The sequence below is a fragment of the Paraburkholderia sp. HD33-4 genome (assembly GCF_021390635.1).
GTDB lineage: Bacteria > Pseudomonadota > Gammaproteobacteria > Burkholderiales > Burkholderiaceae > Paraburkholderia.
In genome coordinates this window covers 88,596-111,540 of record NZ_JAJEJS010000002.1, presented here as the reverse complement: position 1 = coordinate 111,540, position 22,945 = coordinate 88,596, and the positions used below count along the sequence as shown (strand labels likewise).

Genomic DNA, 22,945 nt, shown 5'->3' with positions numbered 1-22,945 from the left:
CCTCTTTCGATCGATCAGGCGCCCAGCAATACGCCCGTTCTGATCGGCCGCGTGCCGGTCACTCGACCGAGCGGCGCACCGGCCGTCACGAAACGGATCGCGCGGCGCATATACAACACCCCTTCGGTCTGGCTCGCGATCGTGGTCGTCTCGTCGGTCAGCGGATCGACGATATCGAACAACGGCTGACCGACGCGAATCGTGTCGCCGATCTTCGCGCGGTGCACGAGAATCCCGCTCACCGGCGCATAGAACTGCTCGCTGCCCGCGAGCGGCGTGGCCGGCGACAGCAGCGGCGGCAACGGCTTCGCGTCGCCGCGAATCGCGCCGCGCCACACCAGGTAGTCGACCAACGCGTCGGCATCCTGCTGCGCGACTTCATATGACACGTCGCGCTGACCGCGGCACTCGACCGTCACCGCGATCGAGCCGGTCGGCACCGGCTTGCTCGCCGGCATCTGCTGCTGCAACGTCCACCACAGCAGGCTGTGGGTTTCGTCGAACGCGCCGCCGCCGGAATCCGTCGCGAGCAACGAAGCCTCGGCGCCAAGGTAGCGCGACAGCGGCTCGAACTCGGCCCACGCGGCCTCGCTCGTGTACACATGCATCGCCGCTTCGAGCGAGCAATGCAGATCGATCACGACGTCCGCGTCGCACGACAGCTTCAGGAGCGCCAGTTGCAGCGACTCGAATTCGGTCAGCGGCTTCTGTTGCGCGAGTTCGGCCGCGAGCAGCGCGCGCACGATGCGGCGGTTCTCGTTCGCGTCGGCGCCGAGCGCCTCTTTCGCATTCGCGACGAGCTTGGTGAACTGCACGAAATGCCGGTTGAAGTTCTTGCCGCTGCCGAGATCGAAGCGGCCGACGAACTGACCGAGCACGTACTGACTGAGCCCGACCGGATTCGACACCGGCACGAGCACGATTTCCGCATTCAGCGCGCCGGCTCGTTCGAGCTCCAGCAAGCGCCGCTTGAGCAGCACCGTGGTCAGCATCGAGGGCGTTTCGTCGGCATGCAGCGACGCCTGGATATAGATCTTCTGCCCGCTGTCGAGCGGGCCGAAATGAAACGACACCAGTTCGCGGTGCGTGCCGATAGCCGGCGACAGAAGCGGAATAGATTGCCTGTTCATGAATGGAAAGCCGTGAAGATGTCGTTGGAAATCTGGATCAGTTGCCGTACGGATCGAAGTCGAAGTACTTCTTCGCGATCTGCGCATACGTGCCGTCCTGGCGCATCGACGCGATCGCCGCGTTGATCGATGCCTGCACTTCGGTTTCGTCCTTGCGCAAGCCGATGCCGACGCCGTGGTCGCCCATCGAAAGCGGCTCGCCGACAAACGCGAAGCCCTTGCCCGCGGGCGTGCGCAGAAAGCCGTAATCGGCCTCGACCGTGCCGAGCAACGCGCCGTCGAGCCGCCCGTTCTGCAGATCGGCGAACACCTCGTCCTGGCTCTTGTAGGCGACCACGTTCGCGCCGAGCGGCGTCCAGTTCTTCAGCGCGTAGCCCTCGAACTGCGTGCCCGACTGCACGCCGATCTGCTTGCCGGCGAGTCCGCTCGCAGTCGGCGCAAGCGATGAACCTTGCTTCGCGATCAGCCGCGACTTGAACTGAAACAGCTTCGACGAAAACAGAATCTGCTGCTCGCGCTTCTCGGTGATCGCCATCGACGACAACACCGCGTCGATCTTGCGTGCCTGCAGCGCCGGAATCATGCCCGAAAACTCGAGTTCGACCCACTGGCAGTGCGCGTGGATGCGCCGGCAAATCTCGTTGCCGAGATCGACGTCGAAGCCCTTCAGGCTGCCGTCGGGCGCCTTCGAGTCCATCGGCGGATAGGTCGGGTCGATGCCGAGGCGCAGCGTGTTGGCGTCAGCGGCGAACGCGCCGCTGCTGAAAGCCAGCGCGGCGCAAAGAGTGATCAGCGGAGTTTTCATGGAAGGGGCGCGGTGAGCGGATCAGGACAGCGTGATCGTACGCGGCAGGGGTGCCTCAAAGAAGTCCCGTTCGGACTATCATGATCACTTTTACCGATCACCAGATCCCGACGGCATGGCATTGACCATTTCCCAGCTGCGCGCGTTCACGGCGGTCGCCGAGCATGGCAGCATCCGCGCGGCGTCGCGCGCGCTCGGCATCGCGCAAAGCGGCATCACGCAGCAGTTGCAAAACCTCGAATCGATGCTCGGCGCGACGCTCTTCACGCGCACCAATCGCGGCATCGCGCTGACCGCGCTGGGCCAGCGGCTGCTACAGCGGGCCGGCGCGATCCTCGGTGAGTGCGAGCGTGCCGAAGAGGACGTTCGTCAGCTACGTGGCGACTACGCCGGCGAGGTCACGTTCGGCATGACGACCGAGCCGCTCGTCGACGCGTTCGCGCCGGTGCTGATGGAGTTTCGCGCGCGCTTCGAGCGCGTCGCCGTGCATCTGCGCACGGGCACGTCGCGCATGATGATTTCGTGGATCCGCGAAGGCACCCTGGATTTCGCGGTCGCGCTAGTGTCGAAGCAGACCGACACCGCCGATCTGTCGGTCACGCCGCTCTATCCGTCCGACCCGGTGATCGTGTGCCGGCGCGGTCATCCGAAGGCGCGCGCGAAGTCGCTCGCCGAGCTCGTCGATTGCACGTGGGTGACCACGCGCTCGCCGAATCTGACCGAGGAGCCGCACGTCAACCGCTTGAGCCATCTGTTCGACAGCCACGGCTTGCCGCCGCCGAAGATCGTCGCGACCGTCGAGGGCTTGTACGAGACGCTGCATCTGGTCGGCGCGACCGATTGCCTGTCGCTCGAAGCGTCGGTCACTGCGAAGCGCGGGCCGTTCGCGGACGTGCTGACGACCATCCCGGTGCGCGAGCGCGCGTTGCAGCAGAACGTCTGTCTGCTGCAACGCGCGGCGATCCCGCTGACGCCCGCCGCGCAGGAGTTCGCGACGATGATCGCGTCGTATATGCGCACGGTGCGGGCGCGTTGAGCGTTGAGCGCTGAGCTCCAACGCGCCGCTCAACCCGCGGTTTCTTCGAGCGCAATCAATTCTTCGATTCGCTGCCTGCGCCGGATCAGCCGCGCATTGCCGCGCTCGATCAGCACCTCGGGCGCGAGCGGCCGGCTGTTGTAGTTCGATGACATCGACGCGCCGTACGCGCCCGCGTCATGAAACACGAGCAGGTCGCCCACTTGCGGCGCGGGCATCGATCGGCTCGTGACGACCCCGCCTTCCACCTGCGTAAACACGTCGCCGGCCTCGCACAACGGCCCTGCCACGCTGACCGAGCCGGCGGGCGCAGCGCTCGGCGTACCGTCGCGCCGGAGCACGCTGATCTCGTGATGGCTGCCGTAAAACGACGGCCGCACGAGGTCGTTGAAGCCCGCGTCGAGCAGCGCGAATTGCCGCGACGGCCGCGGGTTCAGCGCGTGCACTTCGCCGACCAGCACACCTGCCTGCGCGACCAGAAAGCGTCCCGGTTCGATTTCGAGCCGCACACGATGCCCGAGCTGCGCTTCGATGCGCCGCCGCGCGTCGTCCCACAGCCGGAAATAATGCGCGGTGTCGACGCTCGGCTCGCCATCGCGATAGGGCACCGACAAACCGCCGCCCGCGGAAATCGCCTCGATATCCTGACCGACTTGCGACACCGCATCGACCATCGCATCGCACACTTTCGCGAGATGCGCGTAGTCGACGCCCGAGCCTATATGCATGTGCAGCCCGACGAGCTTCAGCCGATAGCGCCGCACCAGTTCGAGGGCGTGCGGCAGGTCGTCGCGCCAGATGCCGTGCTTGCTGTGCTCGCCGCCGGTGTTGGTCTTGCTGCTGTGGCCGTGACCGAAGCCGGGGTTGATCCGCAGCCACACGCGATGGCCCTCGCGCGCATGTCGTCCGAGCCGTTCGAGCATGTCGAGCGAACCGGCGTTGACGGTGATCGGTGGCTAGCGTCGCGTGGTCTAGCAGGTCGGCGGTGAAGACGACGCCTTCGGGTCCGCCGTTCGATGCGGGTCGAGCCGTAAATCCCGCGGCGAAACTGCGCGCGAGTTCGCCCAAAGAGACTGCATCGACCATCACACCTTCGTCGCGCATCAGCTTCAGGATGTGCAGGTTCGAACAGGCCTTCTGCGCGTAGCGGATCGTGTCGAAGCTGCGCAACTGCGCGATGCGCTGGCGGATCGTGTCGGCGTCATAGACCCATAGCGGCGTGCCGTGCTGGCGCGCGAGGTCGGCGAGTTGATGGGGGTTGAATGGGGTCATGGTCGGCTGCATGTCGAAGCTTTGCGAAAGCGTTAGCCGACATGATGAGCCGCAGTGCTCATTCAGTAAAATACCAATCTATCGCCCATCTATTCACTTCTGATATAGCTTCGACCAACCATGGCGCTCACACACCGTCACATCGAAATCTTCCGCGCGCTGATGACGGCCGGCAGCGTCACCAAGGCAGCCGAAATGCTATTCACGTCGCAGCCCACCGTGAGCCGCGAACTCGCGCGCATGGAACAGGGCATCGGCTTCGCGTTGTTCGAGCGCGTGCAGGGCCGGCTGCGTCCCACGCAAGCCGCGCTGACGCTGTTCGACGAAATCAAGCGCGCCTATGTCGGGCTCGAACGGGTCGCGTCGACGGCGGCCGCGCTGCGCGAATTCAAGGGTGGCCAGTTGTCCGTGATCGCGCTGCCGGTGTTTTCGCATTCTGTCCTGCCGGGCGCCGTCAAACGCTTTCATGCTGCGCAGCCGGGCGTCAGCGTGTCGATCGCGACGCAGGAGTCGCCGTTTCTCGAAGAATGGCTGAGCGCGCAGCGCTATGACCTCGGCCTCACCGAGCACGATGCGCCGCCGCCCGGCACGCGGCTCACGCCGCTCGTCGCCGTCGATGAAGTGTGCGTGCTACCCGACGCTCACCCGCTGCTCGCGAAACGCGTGATCGCGTTGAAAGACTTCGCGGATCAGGCGTTCATCAGCCTGTCCGCGAACGATCCATACCGGCTGCAGATCGACGAAGCATTCGCGCGGGCAGGCGTCGCGCGCCGCCTGCTGATCGAGACGCCGACCGCGGTGTCCGTGTGCAGCTTCGTGCGGCAAGGGCTCGGCATTGCGATCGTCAATCCGCTGACCGCCGTCGATTTCGCTGACCGCAATCTGCATATCCGGCCGCTTGCGTTGTCGCTGCCGTTTCGCGTCAGCGTGATCCGTCCCGAGCACCGGCCCGCGCAGCCGCTCGCGGACGCGTTCGTCGGCGCGCTGCAAAGCGAAGCCGCCGCGCTGCGATTACAATTAAAGCGCCACATCGGCCCCAGGCGGTCAGCGCAGTCATAGCAGTCACGGCGGCGTCCCATCCTCATCGCCCGGCGAATCGGCGCAGCAGCACGCGCGCTCGCGCGGGGGCCACCGCCCGAACCGTCCGCCGTGCGACCCGGGCACGCTTCAAGCTGACATCACCCGCATACCGATTACCGACGCGCCGCGCGTTCGCGCCGCATCGGGGCGCCACTTTTAGCGCCGTTTTCGAGTCTTCACGTCATAGACCTTCAACAGGAGTGTTCCAAATGATGAATCGAGACAATCCCGTCTGGCTGATCACAGGCTGTTCCACCGGCTTCGGCCGCGAGCTCGCGAAGCTCGTGCTCGAACGCGGCTGGCGCGCGGTCGTCACCGCGCGCGATGCATCGAAAGTGAAGGACATCGCGGAGAGTCACGGCGAGCGAGCGCTGGTGCTGCCGCTCGACGTGACCAATCGCGCGCAGATCGAAACCGTGGTGGCGCAGGCGAAGCGTCATTTCGGCCGCATCGATGCGCTCGTCAACAACGCGGGCTACGGCTATCTGGCCGCGATCGAGGAAGGCGAGGACAGCGAAGTCCGCGCGATGTTCGAGACCAACGTGTTCGGCCTCGTCGACATCACGAAGGCCGTGCTGCCGATCATGCGCGAGCAGCGCAGCGGTTTGATCGTCAACGTGTCGTCGATCGGCGGGATTGCGAGTTTCGCGGCGACCGGCTACTACCATGCGACGAAGTACGCGGTCGAAGGGCTGTCGGAATCGCTCGCGCTGGAAGTGAAACCGCTCGGCATCGGCGTGCTGATCGTCGAGCCTGGGCCGTTCCGCACCAACTGGGCGGGTCCGTCGATCAAGCAGTCGGCGACGCTGATCGACGATTACGCGTCGACCGCCGGCGAGCGCCGCAAGCAGACCGAAGCGCGCAGCGGCAAGCAGGCCGGCGATCCGGTGCGCGCCGCCCAGGCGATCATCGATGCGGCGTTGTCGGACGCGCCGCCGCTGCGTCTGCTGCTCGGCAAGATGGCGCTCGATCTCGCGTACAAGAAGCTCGATTTCCTGCGCGGTGATTTCGACGCCTGGCGAGCGGCGACCGAGGGGGCGGATTATCCGGAAGGGACGGCGTAGAGCGGGTTTATCGGGCGAGCCTCGGCCCGCGCGTTAAAACTCCACCAGCGCAAAATCTTCTTTGCCCACATCGCACAGCGGGCAGCGCCAGTCGGCCGGCACATCGGCCCAGCGCGTGCCCGGCGCGATGCCCTCTTCGGGCAAGCCGGCGGCTTCGTCGTAGACCCAGCCGCAGATCACGCAGACCCATTGCTTGAAGTCGTCGGCCGCGGCGGCGTTCGCGGCCGTCGACGCAGCGGACGTTTCGTTCGCCGCGGCATCCGCCGCGAACGTGCGCGCCGTCGCATCGAGGCTCACGACGAGCGGTGCGACCGTGCCGCTACCGGTTCCCGCGAGCCGCGCCTGCAGGCTGTCCAGCAGGCGCTGGGCTTCGTCTTGGGTCAGATCGATCCAGTACGGATCGCCGGCGCCGTCGTTGAGCCGCTCGGGGGAAAACTGGATTTCTACGGCTACGCCCTTCTTGTACATGGCAATCGGAATCTCGAGAAGGCCGGCGACGCGCGCCGGCACAAGGCTGCCCGCGCGAGGCGGGCGCTGCTCAGTGCGCCTGTACCAGCAGATTCAGCGCGTACGAGGCGATCAGGCCAGCGGCGCCGATCAGGCCGAGCAGTTGCAGCAAAGTGAGGGATTTACGCGAGTTGGTGGGGGTTTGTTGCGTGGTCACGAGCAAGTCTTGAAGTTCGGAAAAAGCGCAATGGTACACGGGTGCGGACGCACCAAATGTCGATTGGCGCAAACTCGCGCGCAATAAAGGTACCGGGCGCTATTATCGCCGCTCGCGCGCCGCGCATTGTCTACCGTGGGGAGATGAATTAATTCCCGGCGAGTGGGAAAGCCGCGCCGGGAAGGGTGAACCGCGCCGCGCCGCGCTCAGGTCTTCGCGAGCGGATCGCCGTGACGCGAATCCCAGAAGCGGATCACGGCGGAATCGCCGGTGCCCGCGCCGACCACCTGGTCCGGCGCGCCGCACTCGCGCAGCAGCGCGCGCAGGTCGTTGATGACTGGGAACACCTCGTGATTCCAGTCGGCGCCCTGCGAATCGTGCGCGCGCTGTTCCGCCTCGACGATCTGGCGATCCTCCTTGAAGATGCGCTCGGTGAACCACACCAGCAGCGGCCACGCGAGATTCATCACGCCCGGAATGCCGGGCTTGCGGATCGACAGCAGCCCGAACGTTCGGTTGGTGCGCTGCTCGCGATCGAGCGGCACATAGATGATCCACAGGTCCATCACCAGCGTCTTCTCATCGTTGCGGATTTGCAGGGTCTGGAACGGGTATTCGGTGCGGATCGTCATCACGTCCTTGTCGTTGAAGCCACCGGTCTTGCGCCTCTCGCCGAACACCATCGCCTCGCCTAGCGGCTGCTGACCCTCCATGCGCGCAAACGTGTAGTCGACCTCGACCCAGCCCTCGCCGCGCCGCCGGCCGAGCGAACGCGCACGCATCTGACCCATCTGGCGGCGATGCAGAAACTGATGATTCATGTCCATCAGGTTCTCGTGCATGAACGAATAATGACACTTGACCGGACGACCGAAACGGCGCGTCTTGTACTTCGGGTCCGACACCGAGCGAAAGTCCGGCAGCGGCCGCTCTGCAGCGAGCGCGGCGTCGCCCGGAAACACGAAGATCAGTCCCTCGACTTCGTGACACGGATATGACCGCACGCCGTTCGGCAGACGCTCGCGGCCGAGGTACGGCACGTCGATGCACTTGCCCGCGCAGTCGTAGGTCCAGCCGTGATAGCCGCAGCGAATCGATTCGCCGTCGACCACCCCCTGGTGCAGCGGCACCTGCCGATGCGCGCAACGGTCTTCCAACGCGAACACTTTGCCGCTCTCGGTGCGCGCGAGCACGATCGGATCGCCGGCGAAGGTCACGCCGAGCGTCTTGCCGCGCTTCACTTCATGCGACCACGCGAGTGGATACCAATGATCCGGATGAATGGCGACGCGGCGCAGATCGCGCACGGGTGCGTCGTGAGTGGCGTGACCGGCAGCGTGCGAGCAGGTCTGCGATGCGGGAGAAGCGGAAGAAGCGGGATTCTGCGACGCCGCCTGGGCAGGCGTCGCGGCAAGCGTTGCGTCGGCGATATCTTGTTCTTGTCCGAGCGGGGGAACAGCATGCATAGGTCAAGCCTCCGTGCACGAGCGGATAGAAGGTTGCCGCCCCGGATCGCGAGGTGGCATCTTCGTCAGTCTACTTGAAGCGGCCAGCGCATGGGGCTGGCGACGGCCTGCGCAAAGCGTCGCAGCACACATTGCGAAAGCGCGCGCATCGGCGTGTAGAGCTATCTTTACCACGCGCACATTACGGAAAGATTGGCCTCCTCTTTCGCCCACTGCAGGCTCCGTTCACATCTGCACGGGCACCTTTGTTTGCGCCAAAGCCCTTAGTGCAAAGCCCGCTCCAGAAACTTTCCGATCTCCAGAGAGTAGGCGCCAGGATGTGAAAACCTGAACATGTGACCGGTGCGCGGCATGATGACTTCCTGAGATCCTTTGATGCCATTCAGGAGAATCCCCGCGGCTTCTTTGCCGATCAGCTTGTCTTCCTCGGGAGTCAGGATCAGCGTGGGGACCGCGATCTTCTTCAGCAGGGCCGTATAGTCCGTCTTCGCGATCGAGCGTATGCGGTTGACATAGGCCTGATGCGATGTCTCCCTGACGAAGAAGGCGCGGCTCTTTCCGGCTGACCAAGGTATCTCCCCCTCCTCGTCGAACGACGAAGCCAACTGCGCCGCGTGGAACCGAAGGGTGAGCTGGCGATAAAAAGGCCCGGGGAAGAACGGCGCAAGCGCCGCCAGCGTTTTGAGCAACGGCGAGGTGATCGGGCTCCTGGCAAAACCGCCGGAGAGCACCAGGCCCTTCAGGCCCTTCGGCTGCCGCGTCGCAACCGCGATCGAGGAGACCGCGCCGTACGAATCGCCAACCAACACATAGCTCTCCAGGTCTTTCACCTGCTCGGCGATGAAGTCAGCCAGCGTTTCCAGCTCGCGCACGTCGTCCGGCAAGCGAAGTGTGCGCATCGGGTGACGCTGCAAATGGGTTAGCTGGTCGAGCTGCCACGGAGCGCCTGCGAAGCAGGGAATCATGACCAGGGTGGGGTCTGTTTTCATGGGATACGCGCGGGTTGAATAAACGACACCCGCACTCTAGGAGCCCTGAGGCATTCGATCCAATGGCATTTGCACACCATGTCGATGCACGAGATTCATGGTCCCCTGGTCGCTCCAACGACCGCAAGCCCCTGCCGACGTTCAGTCAGCGATCATCATGTCGGTAATCCACTGAACCGCGGGTTCGTTGGCGCGCCCTCGGGCTCGAACGACGAGGACCTCCCAGCCGGGTAACGCCAGAGGAAGCTCGAACAGGCTCAACTGCGCGGTATCCCGCATCCGCAGCGCGACTCGCTCGGCGATAACGGCAATCGATTCCGAAGCGCCGACCATGAACGGCACAGCCAGAAAGCTGGGGCAGGTGGCGTTCACCTTGCGGGTACGACCGAGGGCCTCCAGCGCATCGTCGACAGCTCCCCGCGGATCGCCGCGCGGCGAGACCAGAATGTGTGGCAGCCGGGTGAAGTCATCCAGTTCCATGTACAGCTTCCTGCCTCGCTTGACCAGCGCTGGATGCCCCTTGCGCGCGATGCCGACGAACCGCTCCTGATGGACGAGTCGACAATCGAAACGCTGCGGGATCTGGGCAAAAGAGCCGGACCCTAGCACGATGTCGAGATCGCCGGTATCCAACATGCGCAGCGCGGACTCGGTATCGGCCGGCCTGAGCTTCAGCACGGCACCCGGCGCAGCAGCCTGGATCCTGGCGAGGACAGGGGCGACGACGGTCAAGATGGCGTGGTCGGTGGCCGCCACCGAAAGCGTCGCTTGCAGACGAGCCGGATCGAACTTGCCACGTGGAGTGGCGACGAGCCTGACCGACTCGAGCGCCGCCGCCACTCGCGGCATCAACTCGATGGCCAGCGGCGTTGGCTCGATCCCGCGCGGATGACGAATGAACAGCTGATCGGAAAACGCCGTGCGCAACCTCGATAAAGCATGGCTGGTTGCGGACTGAGACAGATGCAATCGTTCGGCGGCGCGGCCGACGTGCCTTTCGGCCCAAAGCGCCTCGAGTACGACCAGAAGGTTCAGATCGAAACGAGTCAGATCCAGTGGCTTCATGCCGTCAGCCCTCATCGCCCGCGACGAGCCCCGAGCGCCGCTGCGCGCCCCATGCGCGGCCGCCGCGCAAAAAGTGCAGCCAGCCGAGCGCCGCGCCCAGGTGACGCGCGAGCTGGAACGAGAACGGTTCGGCAACCGCCGCGAGCATCGCCATGCCAAGGCTGTTGCCGCTGCGCTCGCCGGTCCAGCGCCGGTACAGATGGATGCTCCACAGGTAGAACGCCAGATCGATCGCCGTTTTCAGGCCGATCACGCTGAAGATCGACACGACGATCGCGCCGTGTCCGCCGAACAGAAAGCCGAGCAGCAATGCGAACGCGGTGAGGCCGTAGATCGGCTGCATCGTGTCGACCGCCTTGACCGGCAGCATCAGCAGGCCGAGCGTGCCGTAGCGCGGATTGCCGGTCATGTCGCGGTTCCAGTACTGCGTCTGCAGGAAGCCCGCGAACCAGCGGCGGCGCTGGCGCAGAAAGCTCGCGAGGTTGTCGGGCGCGTCGGTGCGCGCATGCGCTTCGCCGACCACGCGCACGTCCCAGCCGAGTCTGTGATCGACCGAATAGCGGCGCAGCCGGTGGATCAGCTCGTAGTCCTCGACCAGACACTGCGGATCGAAGCCGCCGACCGCAACCAGGGCTTCGCGCCGGAACGACGCGAACGCGCCCGAGATCAGCAGCAGGCTGTCCGCGCGCATCCACGCGAAACGCGCGATGAAGTTGCGCATGTACTCGTAGGTCTGGAACCACTGGAACACACGGCCCGACAGCGACTTGCCGCAGACCGGCACGAGGATGCCCGCTGCCGCGACGAGCTTCGGCTCGCCCGCGAATGCAGCGCGCATCGCGTAGGTGGCGTCGTCGTCGAGCAGCGTGTCGGCGTCGACGGTCATCACGGTGTCGGTCGTCATCACGGTGATTGCGGCGTTCAGAGCGCGGGCCTTGCCGCCGTGCCGCACGCGCAGCCAGAACAGATTCGGATAGAGCGAGCTCGGCGCGCTCAGCACGCCTTCGGCGGCGGGCACGAGGCCGAAGCGTTGCGTGAGCAGCTCGGCGGTGGCGTCGGTGGAGCCGTCGTCGGCGATCACGATCTGCGCCGGGCCGTGCGTTTGCCGCAGCAGCGCGGCGAGCGTGACCGGCAGCACGGCCGCCTCGTTATGCGACGCGACGATGACGCCCATGTCCGGCAGCTCGCGCCGTTCGTAGTCGGCTTCGAGCGGTGGCGCGCGGCGCATCAGCGGCAACGACTTCCACGTGACGAACGCGAGCAGCAACGTGTCATAGACGACATACGCGATACCGGTCGACCACGCGAGCGCGCCACGCAGAAAGAATGCGCGCGCGAACAGCAGCGCCCACAGCACGACGACGCTGGAATGGATCAGCGTGCTCGATAGCGCCGCGCGACGCGGCAGGATGCGTGGCGACGCGACAGCGAGTGCCTGTTCGAGGGTCTTCTTCAAGGCGAATGTTTCAGGTTGAGGATGGTTGCGGTTGGTCGGTGAGGCTGCGTTCGCGCTCGATCAATAATGCGCGCCGCGCCTTCACGGCGTCATGCGCTTCAACACCGATTTGCGATCGAGCCACTGGTGCTTGAGCGCGCCGCCGATATGCATCGCCAGCAACGCATAAAGCGCATAGCCGAGCCACGTATGCAGCGCGCCGAAGCGGTCGTGCAACATCTCTTTCAGTGTCGGGTCGAGGTGCATCACATAGCCGATGCGCGGCCACTGGAACAGGCCGAACCACTGCATCGGATGCGTGGCCGCGTCTTTCCACGCGGAATCGTGCAGCCAGCCGGACAGCGGCAATGCGATCATCAGCAGATACAGCGCGAAGTGCGCGAGATGCGCGGCAACTTTTTCCCACCTCGGAAACTCGCGCGGTAACGGCGGCGGCTTGTGCGACACGCGCCACAGGATGCGCAGCAGTGCGAGCCCCAGCACCGTGATGCCGATCGATTTATGCGTGTCGATCACCGGACGCACCCAGTCGTCGGGCAGCGAATCCGCGCACAGTCCGAGCCCGACGTTGACGATCATCAGCAACGCAATCAGCCAGTGCAGCGTCATTGCGGTGCGCGTGTAGCGTGGCGGGCGAATTGCCTCGGTCGAATCGGTGACGGGGTTCGCTTGGGTGTTCATGGGGGTTCCGTTCGCTACGGCGATGAATGCCGCGAAAGCTGTTTGAAACTCGGCGCTACCGGTATCAGGCTAACTCCCAAGTGTGCCGTTTTATTCCGCAAAGCGCTTAACGTGCATGTTTCAGTTTGTTTCGGGCTTCTGAGTTCCGGCGCCGTCGCGTGTCACGGGACGCCGCGCGTTCTTGCCTCGTTCATCGCCTAACTGCCGCTCGCCCCACGCGCGCACCGCATCGGCGAACAGACGCAGCGCGGTCGGCGGGTGACGGTTGGCCGGGTAGTACAGGCACAAGCCCGCGAACGTCGGGCTCCACTCGGGCAGCAACGCAACGAGCCGGCCGCTCGCGACATGTTCGGCTACATGGTCGAACGGCACCCAGGCGATGCCGATGCCGGCCAACGCCGCTTCGACCATCAGGTTCAGATTGCCGAGCGTCATCGGCCCATCGACGTCGATGCTCGCGCTCTTGCCGCGATGCGTGAGGTCCCAGCGATACAGCGTGCCGCTTTCAAAGCGAAAGCGGATGCAACGGTGCCGCAGCAGATCGTGCGGCGCATTGGGCGCGGGATGACGCGCGAGATAGTCGGGCGACGCGACCGCCACCAGACGCATGTCGCGGCCGAAGCGGATCGCAATCATGTCGCGCGGCACGTCCTCGAGCACGCGGATGCCCGCATCGAGCCCTTCGGCGACGATATCGACGAGCCTCGAATCGACCACGAACTCGACGTGAATCTCCGGATAGCGCGCGAAGAACTCCGGCAACACGTGCTGCACGAGCTGTTTCGCGGACGCCTCCGAAGCGCTGATACGAATAGTGCCCGACGGCCGGTTGCGCGCGGCCGTGACTTCCACGACCGCGTCGTCGAGGTCCGCGAGAGCCGGGCGCACGCGCCGTAGCAATTGCTCGCCGGCTTCCGTCAACGCGACCGAGCGCGTGGTGCGATTGAAGAGCCGCACGTCGAGGCGCGACTCCATGTTGCGCATCGCATGACTCAACGCCGACGGCGACAGCCCGAGCACGCGCGCGGCCGCGCTGAAGCTGCGCTGCTCGGCGATCGTGATGAAGGCGGTCAGTTCGGCGAGGCCTGCGCGGGGTAGCCGGGAATTTGGCATTTGTGAATTCTATTCAATACCTCATGCAAGTATAGAGATATTGTTGAGTCAGGCACAGCAACCTACACTCGCTTTCAGTGCCACGACTGCGTGGCTCGTCCCGCATCCCACGTGTCGTGGTGCCGGCCGCGGCCGGGGCCCCGCGCGTCAACTGGAGCATCGTATGCAAACACGTCAACTCGGCAAAAGCGGCCTCGAAGTCTCCGCGCTCGGCCTCGGCTGCATGGGCCTGAGCTTCGGCTACGGCCCCGCCACGGAAAAAGCGGCCGGCATCGAGCTGATCCGCACGGCCTTCGAGCGCGGAGTCACGTTCTTCGACACCGCCGAAGTCTATGGTCCGTTCGTGAACGAGGAACTGGTCGGCGAGGCGCTCGCGCCGTTTCGCGATCAGGTGGTGATCGCGACCAAGTTCGGCTTTCAGGACGGCGATTCGAAAAAGCCGCTCGACAGCCGCCCTGAAAACATTCGCGCCGTCGCCGAGGCCTCGCTCAAGCGTCTGAAAACCGATCGCATCGATCTGTTCTATCAGCATCGCGTCGATCCGAACGTGCCGATCGAGGATGTCGCGGGCGCGGTGAAAGATCTGATCGCCGCGGGCAAGGTCGGGCACTTCGGCCTGTCGGAAGCGAGCGTGGAGTCGATCCGCCGCGCGCACGCGGTACAGCCCGTCGCGGCGCTGCAAAGCGAGTACTCGTTGTGGTGGCGTGAGCCCGAAGCAAGCGTGCTGCCGACGCTCGAAGAACTCGGTATCGGCTTCGTGCCGTTCAGCCCGCTCGGCAAGGGCTTTCTGACCGGCGCAATCGACGAGCGCACGACCTTCGATAAAAGCGATTTTCGCAATATCGTGCCGCGCTTCTCGGAAGAGAACCGCAAGGCGAATACCGAGCTCGTCGACGTGCTCGGCCGGATCGCGGACGGCAAAGGCACGACGCGCGCGCAGATCGCGCTCGCGTGGCTGCTTGCGCAAAAGCCGTGGATCGTGCCGATTCCGGGCACGACGAAGCTGGCGCGCCTCGACGAGAACGTCGGCGCCGCCAGCGTCGTGCTGACCCCGGCGGATCTCACCGACATCGAAGCGGCGCTCGAGCAGGTCAAGGTGGCGGGCGAGCGCTATCCGGCGCAACTTCAGAAGTTCGTTAACCGCTAAGCGGTGCGTGGTCGCGGCGCTTCAGCTTTTGGGCTTGCGCCGCGCTTTGCTCGATGGTTTGGCCGGTGTTTCACCCGGCGTGCCGCAAATCAGCGCGACACCAGCCTGCGCCGTTGCGCGCAGCGATTCGCGCGGGTCACCCGCGCGCGAGCGCAGCGCGAGAGTATGCAGAATCGCCGATGCGACTTTGGCGAGCAGCGCGGGACTCGCGGCCGCATCGAGTTCCCCTTGTGCCTGCGCACGTTCGAGCCGTCGCTCGAACTCGGCATCGAACGTGGCGAGGCCATGCGCGAGTTTGTCCCGCACTTGCGCATCCGCTCTCGATTCCACCGCCGCCGTGCCGATCAGAAAGCATCCGCGCGCCACCTCGCCCGGCGGAAAGTAAAGCGCGAGCGCGCCGTCGTACACGGCCAGCAATGCATCGGCGAGCGGCCGATCGCCATGCAGCGCGGCTTGCATCGCGTCGCGGCCAAGCGCGATGTAACGGTCCAGCGTATCGAGATACAGCGCGTGCTTGTCGCCGAAAGCGCCGTACAGGCTCGGCCGGTTCATGCCGGTCGCGTCGCTCAACGTATCGAGCGACGTGCCCGAGTAGCCGCCATGCCAGAACGCGTCGCGCGCATCGTTCAACGCCTGTTGCGAATCGTAGTTGCGCGGCCGTCCGCGCGGGCGTTTTTCACTTTTTGTACCGGTATGCATGAAATTCTCTGGCGTCGTCGATTTTTGTTCACTATAGTACAAAAACACCTTCACCGACGATCGGAGACATCAGCATGGAGCTCTATTTTTCGCCGCTCGCGTGTTCCCTCGCCACGCGCATTTCGCTTTACGAGGCCGGCGCCGACGCGCGCTTCATCGAAGTCGACACGAAATCGAAGCGGCTGCGCGACGGCTCCGATTTCTATCCGATCAATCCACTGGGCCAGGTCCCCGTGCTTCGCACCAACGACGGTTGGTTGCTGCGGGAAAACACCGCGATCCTGCCTTACGTCGCCGACGCCTTTCCGGCAGCCGCGCTCGCGCCGCAGCCCGGCACGGCGGAACGGGCGAAATTGCAGGAGTGGCTAGGGTTCATCAGCACCGAGTTGCATAAGGCGGTGTTCGTGCCGCTGCTAGATCAGCAGGCGCCCGCTGACGTTCATAGCTACACGCGCAAGAAAGTGGTATTGCGGTTGGATCTGCTGGAGCGGCATTTGCACGGACGCGAGTTTTTGCTGGAGCGGTTTTCCGTCGCGGATGCTTATCTGGTCACCGTGCTGAACTGGGCGCGCTATGGTGGCGTCGAGCTCGAGCAGTGGCCATCCGTGCAGCAGTACTACGAACGAATCACGCGCAGGGCTTCGGTTGCAAAAGCGTTGGCGGAGGAGTTCGTGCTCTATCGTGACGAGCAGGAGAGGCGAAAAGCGGCGGCGACGTAATATGGCTCGCTAGCTCAACCGCAAACTCCGCAATACATCGAGCACATACTGAGTCGGGCGCTCCACCGTACCCGCGCGACAGGCCAGCCCCAACTGCCGCCATAGCGCCGGGCGCAGCGCACGCGTGACGATGCGCGCGTCGACCGTTGAGCGGCTGGCCTCCTGCGGCAGCAGCGCGGCGCCGTATCCCGCTGCCACGAGGCTCTTGATCGCATCCGAGTAGTTGAGCTGGATGCGCGGCGTGGGGTGCTGCCCCGCCGCGCTGAACCATTCCGTCGTCAAACGGGAAAGTCGCGTGGTGGCGTCGTTCAGGATCAGCGGCTTCGCGGCGATCCATTGCGGCGTGATGCGCGCCGGACACGTCCACCCGGCCGGCATGAATGCGACTACCGGATCGCGGCGCCATTTCTCGATCGATAGCCCGCGTATCGGCGCTTGCGGCAGCGCCACGATGCCTACGTCGAGCGACTCCTCCGCGAGTCGCGTCAGCGTTTCCTGCGAAGTCAGCACGGTGATTTGCACATCGATGCCGGGATGCTCCACGGCCAGTCGTTCCAACGCTTGCGGCAGCAGATTCGCGATGGCCGCGGTGGAAGCGCCGAGCCGTACCCGTCCGCCGAGCCCCTCCACCTGTCGCCGCACGTCTTCCAACGCCTGCTCGGCATTGGCCAGCAACTGACGCGCATACGCCACCAGCGTCTCGCCGATCGCCGAGGCCCGCACCTCACCTCGTTTGCGCGACAGCAGCGCCGCGCCGACCCGGCTCTCGAGATCCGCGATATGCAGACTGACCGTGGGCGGTGCGAGATGCAGAACGCGAGCGGCCTCGGCAAAAGAGCCGAGGTCGGCGACCACGACGAGGGTGCGCAGGCGGTCGAGACTGATCTCTCTCATCGGAAGGGGAATGGCATCGGTCAGAAAAGCTGAATCAGGCAGTCAGTAAACTCAACTTTTCCAATCTTACGTGCAGATGGAAGATGGTGGCGCTGGTTTTTTCAACGCGGACTATCGGGGCGATCGGCATGAACTCATCTTCAACAGGAAGCTGCGCGTCGCAGGAGGCTTCGGATCGGCTGGACGCAATGTCGGACGACGCCAGGTCGTTACTGCTCGGGCTCGTCTTTACAGGTGTCGTACTGGCCTTCGCAGTGATGGCGATGATCTGGACGGCGTCTCGCCCCCCGCTCAAGGGCAAGGACTGCTCCGGCCGCATCGCAAACGACGAACATGCAAGCCTCGTCGCGTTCTTCCAGGACCCGGCGGACCAGGGCGCGTTGCTGCAGGCGATCAAGGACTGCGCGAAATGAGGCCGATTGCGGCGGCTTAGCGTGCCCGCCGACCGCGCCATCCCACACCCCCGCCAGGGAAAATCCCACTTCCTGCCATACCACGGGCACAATACCCGGCGATAATGACGGGGCATCCCGCACCTTTTCCGTTCGACATCCGAACGCGCCGATGCCCGCGCCGCCAGTATTCCCTTTCGATGCACCCATGAGCCACGCTACCGCCGACCGCCCCGCTTCCGCCGACTCCGCTCCGAACTCGCCGCGCTTCCTGCTGTTCCTGATCTGCCTGTTCGCGTCCGCCGGACAGCTCGCCATCGACATCTACGTGCCTGCGCTGCCCGCGATGGCGCGCTACTTCGGCACCTCGCCCCAAGCGATCCAGACCAGCGTCACCGGCTACATGGTCGCCTACGCGCTCGGCCAGTTGATCTTCGGTCCGATCGCCGACGCCTACGGCCGCAAGCGCGTGCTCGCGTTCCGTCTGACCGTCTACACGGTCGGCTGCCTGCTGTCGCTCGCGGCGCCGAATCTGGAGACGTTCATCCTCGCCCGCGCCCTGCAGGGCTTCGGCATCGCCAGCACGAACCTGCTTGCGAAGGCGATCATCACCGATTCGTTCGCGGGCCAGGCGTTGCTGCATGCGTTCACGTACATGTCGATTGCGTGGGGGCTCGCGCCAATCGTCGCGCCGGTGATCGGCGCGCATCTGCAGACGGCGTTCGGCTGGCGCGCGTGCCTCGTGTTCCTGCTGATCTATTCGCTGGTGATGTGGGCGCTGCTGTGGCGTTATCGCGAGACCTTGCCGAAGCCCGTGCATCTCGAACCGCGCACGCTGATCGCGAACGCGCGCAAGGTGCTCGGGAGCCCCGTGTTCCAGAGCTGCTTCCTCGCGCAGGGCCTGTGCTACAGCATCCTGCTCGTGTTCAACATCGTCGGGCCGTTCATGGTGCAGACCACGCTGCACGAGCCGCCGACCTTCTTCGGCTATCTCGCGCTCGGCATCGGCATGATGTACTTCCTTGGCGGTCTGTCGAATCGCCTGCACGGTCCGGGTCTACCGAGCGCCGAGCAGCGGCTGCGTATCGGCTCGCGGCTGATGGCTGCCGCGTCTCTTGCGATGCTGCTGCTCGCGTTGACGGTCGGCCTGCGCGTGTGGACGCTCGCGACGCCCGTGCTCGTGATGGGTTTCTGCGCCGGCGCGATGTATCCGACGCTGATGGCGAAGGGCAACTCGCTGTTCCCGCATATCGCGGGTCTGACGAGCGCGATTCTCGGTTGCGCGCTGCTGCTGGTGTCGTCGGCGATGATGGGATTGGCCGGCTTCGTGTCGGTGCAGGTGCTCACGCCGCTCGCGCTGTTCTTCGTGGTCCTCGCGTTCGTCGTCGTCGTGATGGTGACGAAGCTGCTGCGGCATCTCGAGCAGGCACAGCCTGCGGCCGCTGCGACCGCGAGCGGCAAGGCCGCGTGAGCGGGCACACGATAACCGGGCGCCGGACCATCGCCCGTACCCGCGCGAACCGATGAGCGGCAGGCGCGAGCACGCGTCCGTTTCCGCGTCCAGGCGGATCGATCCGACCGTGTGGAAGGTCGCGGCGGTCGTATCGATCGGCTCGTTCATGTCGCAGATGGACTCGACGCTCGTCAACGTGTCGCTGTCGGCGATCGGCCATACGCTCGATGCGTCGATCGCCACCGCGCAGTGGATCGTCAGCGGCTATCTGCTCGCGATGGCGTTGATGTTGCCGCTCAACGGCTGGCTGGTCGACCGCATCGGCGCGAAGCGGCTGTACCTGTTCTGCTTTTCGACGTTCACGATAGCGTCGATGTTGTGTGGCGCCGCGCAGACGATCGATGGGCTGATCGGCGCGCGCATCTTCCAGGGCCTCGTTGCCGGTGTGCTCGTGCCGATGGCGCAGATGATGATCGGACGCGTGGCCGGCAAGAATCTCGAGCGCGTGATGGGCTATACCGCGCTGCCGATCCTGCTCGGGCCGATTCTCGGCCCGGTGCTGGCAGGGCTCGTCCTCGCGCACGCGAGTTGGCCCTGGCTGTTCTTCATCAATGTTCCGGTGGGTGTTTTCGGCGTCGCGATGGCGGTATTGCTGCTGCCGCGCGATGCCGCCGCGTCGCAGAAGCGACCGTTCGATTTCACCGGCTTTGCGTTGATCTCCCCTGGGCTCGTCGCGCTGGTCTATGGACTTCAGGACGCATCGCGCACGATGGGCCTCGCGTGTCTGCTCACGGGCGTCGTGTTTCTCGCCGGGTTCGTGCTGCACGCGATGCGCAAAGGCGATGCCGCGCTGATCGACGTGCGCATGTTTGCGACACGCACCTTCTCGGTCGCGGCACTCGCGCAGTTCTTCGCGAACGGCATCATGTATGGACGCCAGCTCGCAGTGCCGCTGTTTCTGATCGCGGGCTGCGGCTTGTCGGCCGCGCACGCAGGCGGCCTGCTCGCAGCCACCGGCGTCGGCATGATGTGCTCGTTTCCGCTGCTCGGCTGGTTGACCGAGCGGCTCGGCTGCCGCGCACTCGCGGCGGGCGGCGCATTGCTGGCGTTTCTGAGCACGCTGGTGTTTCTGTGGATGAGCGTCGCTTCATTCTCCGCCGGATGGGCCGCCGTCAGTCTGTTCTTCGCGGGCGTCGGTCAGGGGACGATCAGCGTGCCGTCGATCTCGGCAGCGTATTCGTCGATCGCGAGACAGAGGCTCGCGGTCGCGAATACTGCGTTGAACATCGCGCAGAGAGTGGGCGGTCCGTTCGCGACGACGCTGCTTTCGATGATGATTGCATCGACGTTGCACGGTGCCTCGGGCGTACAGCCCAGCCGATTTCTGCCGACGTTCGCGCTGCTGGCCGGGCTGCATATGCTGTGCTTCGCGGCGGCGATGTTTCTGCCGGTTCGGGTTCAGAGCGCGAAGAACGCCTGACCACGCATTCCCGCGCCTATGCTTCACAGTAGCCGCAAACCCCCATCGCACTCGATCACCGCCCCTGTCATAAACGAGTTCTCCAGCAGAAACTGCAGCGCGTGCGCGACATCGTCGGCGTGGCCGACGCGCCTCACCGGTAACGTTTCGCTTTGCTGACGAAACAGCTCGCTCTTCACGCTCGCGGGAAATCGGTCCCACCAGGGCGTATCGATCACACCCGGCGACACCGCGTTCACGCGCAGCGGCGCCAGCTCGCGTGCCAGCGTGCCGATCATGCTTTCGAGCGCGCCATTGATGGCGCCCAGACCCGCCGTGCCCGGATTCGCGATGCGCGCCGATATCGCGGTCAGAAACGCCACGCTGCCGTCGCGACGCAGCGTGGGCAGCGCGGTCTGCGCCGCTTCGAGCTGCGGCCAGAACTTCGCCTCGAAGCCGCGCCGCAGCGCCGCCAGATCGAGTTCGGCAAACGGCCCCGCGCCTTCGCCGCCCGACAGCGTCAGCACCAGATGATCGACTTGGCCGATGCTACCGAAGAAGCGTTCGAGCGCCGCGCGATCGGTGCAATCGAGCGCTTCGCCCGTCACGCGTGCGTCGATGCCGCTCAGCGCATGGTCCAGCCTGGCGCGGTCGCGCCCTACCGCGACGACGCTCGCGCCGGCCGCCGCGAGCCGCGCCACTGTCGCAAGTCCGACACCCGACGAGCCACCCAGCACCACGACCTTCTGATTTTGCCAATCCATGTCATTGCTCCTGAGAGTGAACGGAAGACCCCGTGGCAGTAGAATGCGCGTTGCGTGCCCATCACTCAAATCGTTTAATGTCATGGCCAACATCATTGAAAATGATTTTTGGCGCTTCGACCTGAACCTGCTGCTGACCTTCCGCGCGCTGCTCGAAGAGCGCAGCGTCACACGTGCCGCACAGCGGCTGTTTCTTGGGCAACCGGCCGTCAGCGGCGCGCTCAAACGCTTACGCGAAACCTTCGGCGACGAGCTGTTCGTGCGCACGCCTCAAGGCATGACGCCGACGCCGCGCGCGCTCGAACTCGCGCGGCAGATCGAGCCGTTTCTGCAATCGCTGCATCAGGCGCTCACGCAGCCGTCCGTCTTCGATCCGGGCAGCGCGCAGCGGGTGTTCCGCATCGGCCTCAGCGATTCGCTCGAACTGCTGTTGATGCCGGAGATCATGGCGCGCCTCGCCGACACGGCGCCCGGCGTGAAGCTGATCGCGCGCTCCACCGATTCGACACGCGCCGCCGCGATGCTCGACGATGGCGCGATCGAACTCGCGGTCGGCGTCTTCCGCGAGTGCGTGCCGTGGCAGCGCCGCACGCCGCTGTTTTCATGGCGCTTCGTGAGCGTCTACAACCCGCGGCTCGTCAGGACGCGCCGCAAGAGTCTGTCGATGGACGAATTTCTGCGCCATCGCCATGTGCTGACTTCGTTCAGTGCCGAACTGCGCGGCTTCATCGATGAGCGACTCGAGATGCAGGGACTGAAGCGCGACGTCGTGTTTTCAAGCTCGAACTTCGCGACCAGTCCGTTCATCGTGCAACGCACGGCGGCGATCGCAACGGTGCCGGAGTTCATCGGCCGCGTGTGGCGCGATACGCTCGGTCTCGCGCTCAGTCCGCTGCCGTTCGAGGTGCCGGGCTACGAGGTTTCGCTGATGTGGGCCGCGGCGCACGATCAGGACCCGGCTCTCGTGTGGTTGAAGCGCGAGTTCGCGGATGCGTTCGGCACGAGGGACGGCACTGCGCGTGCAGCGTCCTGACAGCGACGTGTGCTACGGTTCGGAAACGTCGCGTCGCCCGTTCAAGCCAGGAGGAAATCCCGATGACTCACCACGTCGCAAAAGGCACCTTCATCGTCGCCCTTCAACCGATGCCGTTCGAAAACGCGGACGCCGAATCGAAGCTCGGCCGCATGTCGATCGACAAGCAGATCTCCGGCGATCTCGCCGCGACCACCCAAGGTCAAATGCTCAGCGCGATGACGAACGTCAAAGGCTCGGCCGGCTACGTGGCGCTCGAACAGGTCACCGGCACGCTCGCGGGCAAGCAGGGCACCTTCGTGCTGCAGCATATCGGCGTGATGAATCGCGGCGCCGCGTCGCTGGCGGTGACCGTCGTGCCCGATTCCGGCACGGGCGAGCTGAGCGGCATTGAAGGCGAGTTCAGAATCGACATCGTCGACGGCGCGCATTCGTACGAGTTCACTTATCGTCTGCCCGGCGATTGACACGCCGAACATGAGGCGGCCTCGACACTAACTAGCCGGGCAAGCAGGATATGGAGCAAGACCCCGTACCCCGCTGCCAGGCTTGCTGGTTCAACGC

Annotated in this window: 23 protein-coding genes and 1 pseudogene; 10 read left to right on the top strand and 14 right to left on the bottom strand. The window is 65.0% G+C overall.

All coding sequences use genetic code 11. The annotated features are described in order from the left end of the window. Positions 1-14 precede the first annotated feature (14 nt). Positions 15-1,130, bottom strand: coding sequence for a succinylglutamate desuccinylase/aspartoacylase family protein (locus L0U84_RS20405; RefSeq protein ID WP_233852229.1), 1,116 nt, complete (start codon positions 1,128-1,130; stop codon positions 15-17). 37 nt (positions 1,131-1,167) lie between these two features. Continuing rightward, a complete protein-coding gene (locus L0U84_RS20400) occupies positions 1,168-1,935 on the bottom strand; it encodes a transporter substrate-binding domain-containing protein (RefSeq protein ID WP_233852228.1) in 768 nt (255 codons plus the stop codon). 115 nt (positions 1,936-2,050) lie between these two features. Between L0U84_RS20400 and L0U84_RS20395 the strand changes: the two genes are divergently transcribed. Further along, complete coding sequence (locus L0U84_RS20395) at positions 2,051-2,971, top strand: LysR substrate-binding domain-containing protein (RefSeq protein WP_233852227.1); 921 nt, start codon at positions 2,051-2,053, stop codon at positions 2,969-2,971. Between the two features lie 29 nt (positions 2,972-3,000). Here L0U84_RS20395 and lysA read toward each other — a convergent pair. Next, positions 3,001-4,243: pseudogene (lysA, locus tag L0U84_RS20390) on the bottom strand (diaminopimelate decarboxylase). Positions 4,244-4,363: 120 nt separating this feature from the next. Between lysA and L0U84_RS20385 the strand changes: the two are divergent. Both L0U84_RS20385 and L0U84_RS20380 read left to right on the top strand, forming a co-directional pair. Beyond that, entirely contained in the window at positions 4,364-5,302 is a 939-nt protein-coding gene (locus L0U84_RS20385) for a LysR family transcriptional regulator (RefSeq protein WP_233852225.1), read from the top strand. 230 nt (positions 5,303-5,532) lie between these two features. Further along, complete coding sequence (locus L0U84_RS20380; RefSeq protein ID WP_233852224.1) at positions 5,533-6,387, top strand: oxidoreductase; 855 nt, start codon at positions 5,533-5,535, stop codon at positions 6,385-6,387. 33 nt (positions 6,388-6,420) lie between these two features. Here the strand turns inward: L0U84_RS20380 and L0U84_RS20375 are convergent, their stop codons facing one another. From L0U84_RS20375 to L0U84_RS20345, 8 genes are all read right to left on the bottom strand, one after another. Then, a complete protein-coding gene (locus L0U84_RS20375; protein WP_233852222.1) occupies positions 6,421-6,855 on the bottom strand; it encodes a rubredoxin in 435 nt (144 codons plus the stop codon). Positions 6,856-6,925: 70 nt separating this feature from the next. Further along, positions 6,926-7,051 (bottom strand): hypothetical protein, encoded by a 126-nt coding sequence (locus tag L0U84_RS43815; RefSeq protein ID WP_267939939.1) that lies wholly within the window; start codon positions 7,049-7,051, stop codon positions 6,926-6,928. Between the two features lie 206 nt (positions 7,052-7,257). Then, the gene (locus L0U84_RS20370; RefSeq protein WP_233852221.1) at positions 7,258-8,517 is read right to left on the bottom strand and encodes an aromatic ring-hydroxylating oxygenase subunit alpha; all 1,260 of its coding nucleotides are present in this window, start codon (positions 8,515-8,517) and stop codon (positions 7,258-7,260) included. A 263-nt stretch (positions 8,518-8,780) separates the two neighbouring features. Further along, positions 8,781-9,506 (bottom strand): alpha/beta fold hydrolase, encoded by a 726-nt coding sequence (locus tag L0U84_RS20365; RefSeq protein ID WP_233852219.1) that lies wholly within the window; start codon positions 9,504-9,506, stop codon positions 8,781-8,783. 141 nt (positions 9,507-9,647) lie between these two features. After that, complete coding sequence (locus L0U84_RS20360) at positions 9,648-10,571, bottom strand: LysR family transcriptional regulator (RefSeq protein WP_233852218.1); 924 nt, start codon at positions 10,569-10,571, stop codon at positions 9,648-9,650. A 4-nt stretch (positions 10,572-10,575) separates the two neighbouring features. Then, on the bottom strand, positions 10,576-12,027 hold the full coding sequence (locus L0U84_RS20355) for a glycosyltransferase family 2 protein (protein ID WP_233852217.1): 1,452 nt from the start codon (positions 12,025-12,027) through the stop codon (positions 10,576-10,578). An 81-nt stretch (positions 12,028-12,108) separates the two neighbouring features. Further along, a complete protein-coding gene (locus tag L0U84_RS20350; RefSeq protein WP_233852216.1) occupies positions 12,109-12,708 on the bottom strand; it encodes a cytochrome b in 600 nt (199 codons plus the stop codon). A gap of 120 nt (positions 12,709-12,828) precedes the next feature. Next, a complete protein-coding gene (locus tag L0U84_RS20345) occupies positions 12,829-13,821 on the bottom strand; it encodes a LysR family transcriptional regulator (RefSeq protein WP_233852215.1) in 993 nt (330 codons plus the stop codon). 163 nt (positions 13,822-13,984) lie between these two features. Here L0U84_RS20345 and L0U84_RS20340 point away from each other — a divergent pair, with 163 nt between their 5' ends. After that, the gene (locus tag L0U84_RS20340; protein ID WP_233852214.1) at positions 13,985-14,968 is read left to right on the top strand and encodes an aldo/keto reductase; all 984 of its coding nucleotides are present in this window, start codon (positions 13,985-13,987) and stop codon (positions 14,966-14,968) included. Positions 14,969-14,989: 21 nt separating this feature from the next. Here L0U84_RS20340 and L0U84_RS20335 read toward each other — a convergent pair whose 3' ends face one another. Then, positions 14,990-15,667 (bottom strand): TetR/AcrR family transcriptional regulator, encoded by a 678-nt coding sequence (locus L0U84_RS20335; RefSeq protein ID WP_233852213.1) that lies wholly within the window; start codon positions 15,665-15,667, stop codon positions 14,990-14,992. A gap of 74 nt (positions 15,668-15,741) precedes the next feature. Here L0U84_RS20335 and L0U84_RS20330 point away from each other — a divergent pair, with 74 nt between their 5' ends. Next, a complete protein-coding gene (locus L0U84_RS20330) occupies positions 15,742-16,386 on the top strand; it encodes a glutathione S-transferase C-terminal domain-containing protein (RefSeq protein WP_233852211.1) in 645 nt (214 codons plus the stop codon). Positions 16,387-16,395: 9 nt separating this feature from the next. On the opposite strand, the gene L0U84_RS20325 is transcribed toward L0U84_RS20330, so the two are convergent. Further along, entirely contained in the window at positions 16,396-17,280 is an 885-nt protein-coding gene (locus L0U84_RS20325; protein WP_233852210.1) for a LysR family transcriptional regulator, read from the bottom strand. An 83-nt stretch (positions 17,281-17,363) separates the two neighbouring features. Between L0U84_RS20325 and L0U84_RS20320 the strand changes: the two genes are divergently transcribed. The 3 genes from L0U84_RS20320 (at position 17,364) to L0U84_RS20310 (ending at position 20,605) form a co-directional block, all read left to right on the top strand. After that, positions 17,364-17,693, top strand: a complete 330-nt coding sequence (locus L0U84_RS20320; RefSeq protein ID WP_233852208.1) for a hypothetical protein — start codon at positions 17,364-17,366, stop codon at positions 17,691-17,693. A 187-nt stretch (positions 17,694-17,880) separates the two neighbouring features. Next, positions 17,881-19,143 (top strand): multidrug effflux MFS transporter, encoded by a 1,263-nt coding sequence (locus L0U84_RS20315; protein ID WP_233852207.1) that lies wholly within the window; start codon positions 17,881-17,883, stop codon positions 19,141-19,143. Positions 19,144-19,195: 52 nt separating this feature from the next. Then, a complete protein-coding gene (locus L0U84_RS20310) occupies positions 19,196-20,605 on the top strand; it encodes a DHA2 family efflux MFS transporter permease subunit (RefSeq protein ID WP_233852206.1) in 1,410 nt (469 codons plus the stop codon). A gap of 23 nt (positions 20,606-20,628) precedes the next feature. Here L0U84_RS20310 and L0U84_RS20305 read toward each other — a convergent pair whose 3' ends face one another. Further along, the gene (locus tag L0U84_RS20305; RefSeq protein WP_233852205.1) at positions 20,629-21,348 is read right to left on the bottom strand and encodes an SDR family oxidoreductase; all 720 of its coding nucleotides are present in this window, start codon (positions 21,346-21,348) and stop codon (positions 20,629-20,631) included. 82 nt (positions 21,349-21,430) lie between these two features. Here L0U84_RS20305 and L0U84_RS20300 point away from each other — a divergent pair, with 82 nt between their 5' ends. Both L0U84_RS20300 and L0U84_RS20295 read left to right on the top strand, forming a co-directional pair. Next, complete coding sequence (locus L0U84_RS20300; RefSeq protein WP_233852204.1) at positions 21,431-22,381, top strand: LysR family transcriptional regulator; 951 nt, start codon at positions 21,431-21,433, stop codon at positions 22,379-22,381. 62 nt (positions 22,382-22,443) lie between these two features. Beyond that, positions 22,444-22,848, top strand: coding sequence for a DUF3224 domain-containing protein (locus tag L0U84_RS20295; protein WP_233852203.1), 405 nt, complete (start codon positions 22,444-22,446; stop codon positions 22,846-22,848). The last annotated feature ends 97 nt before the right edge of the window (positions 22,849-22,945 follow it).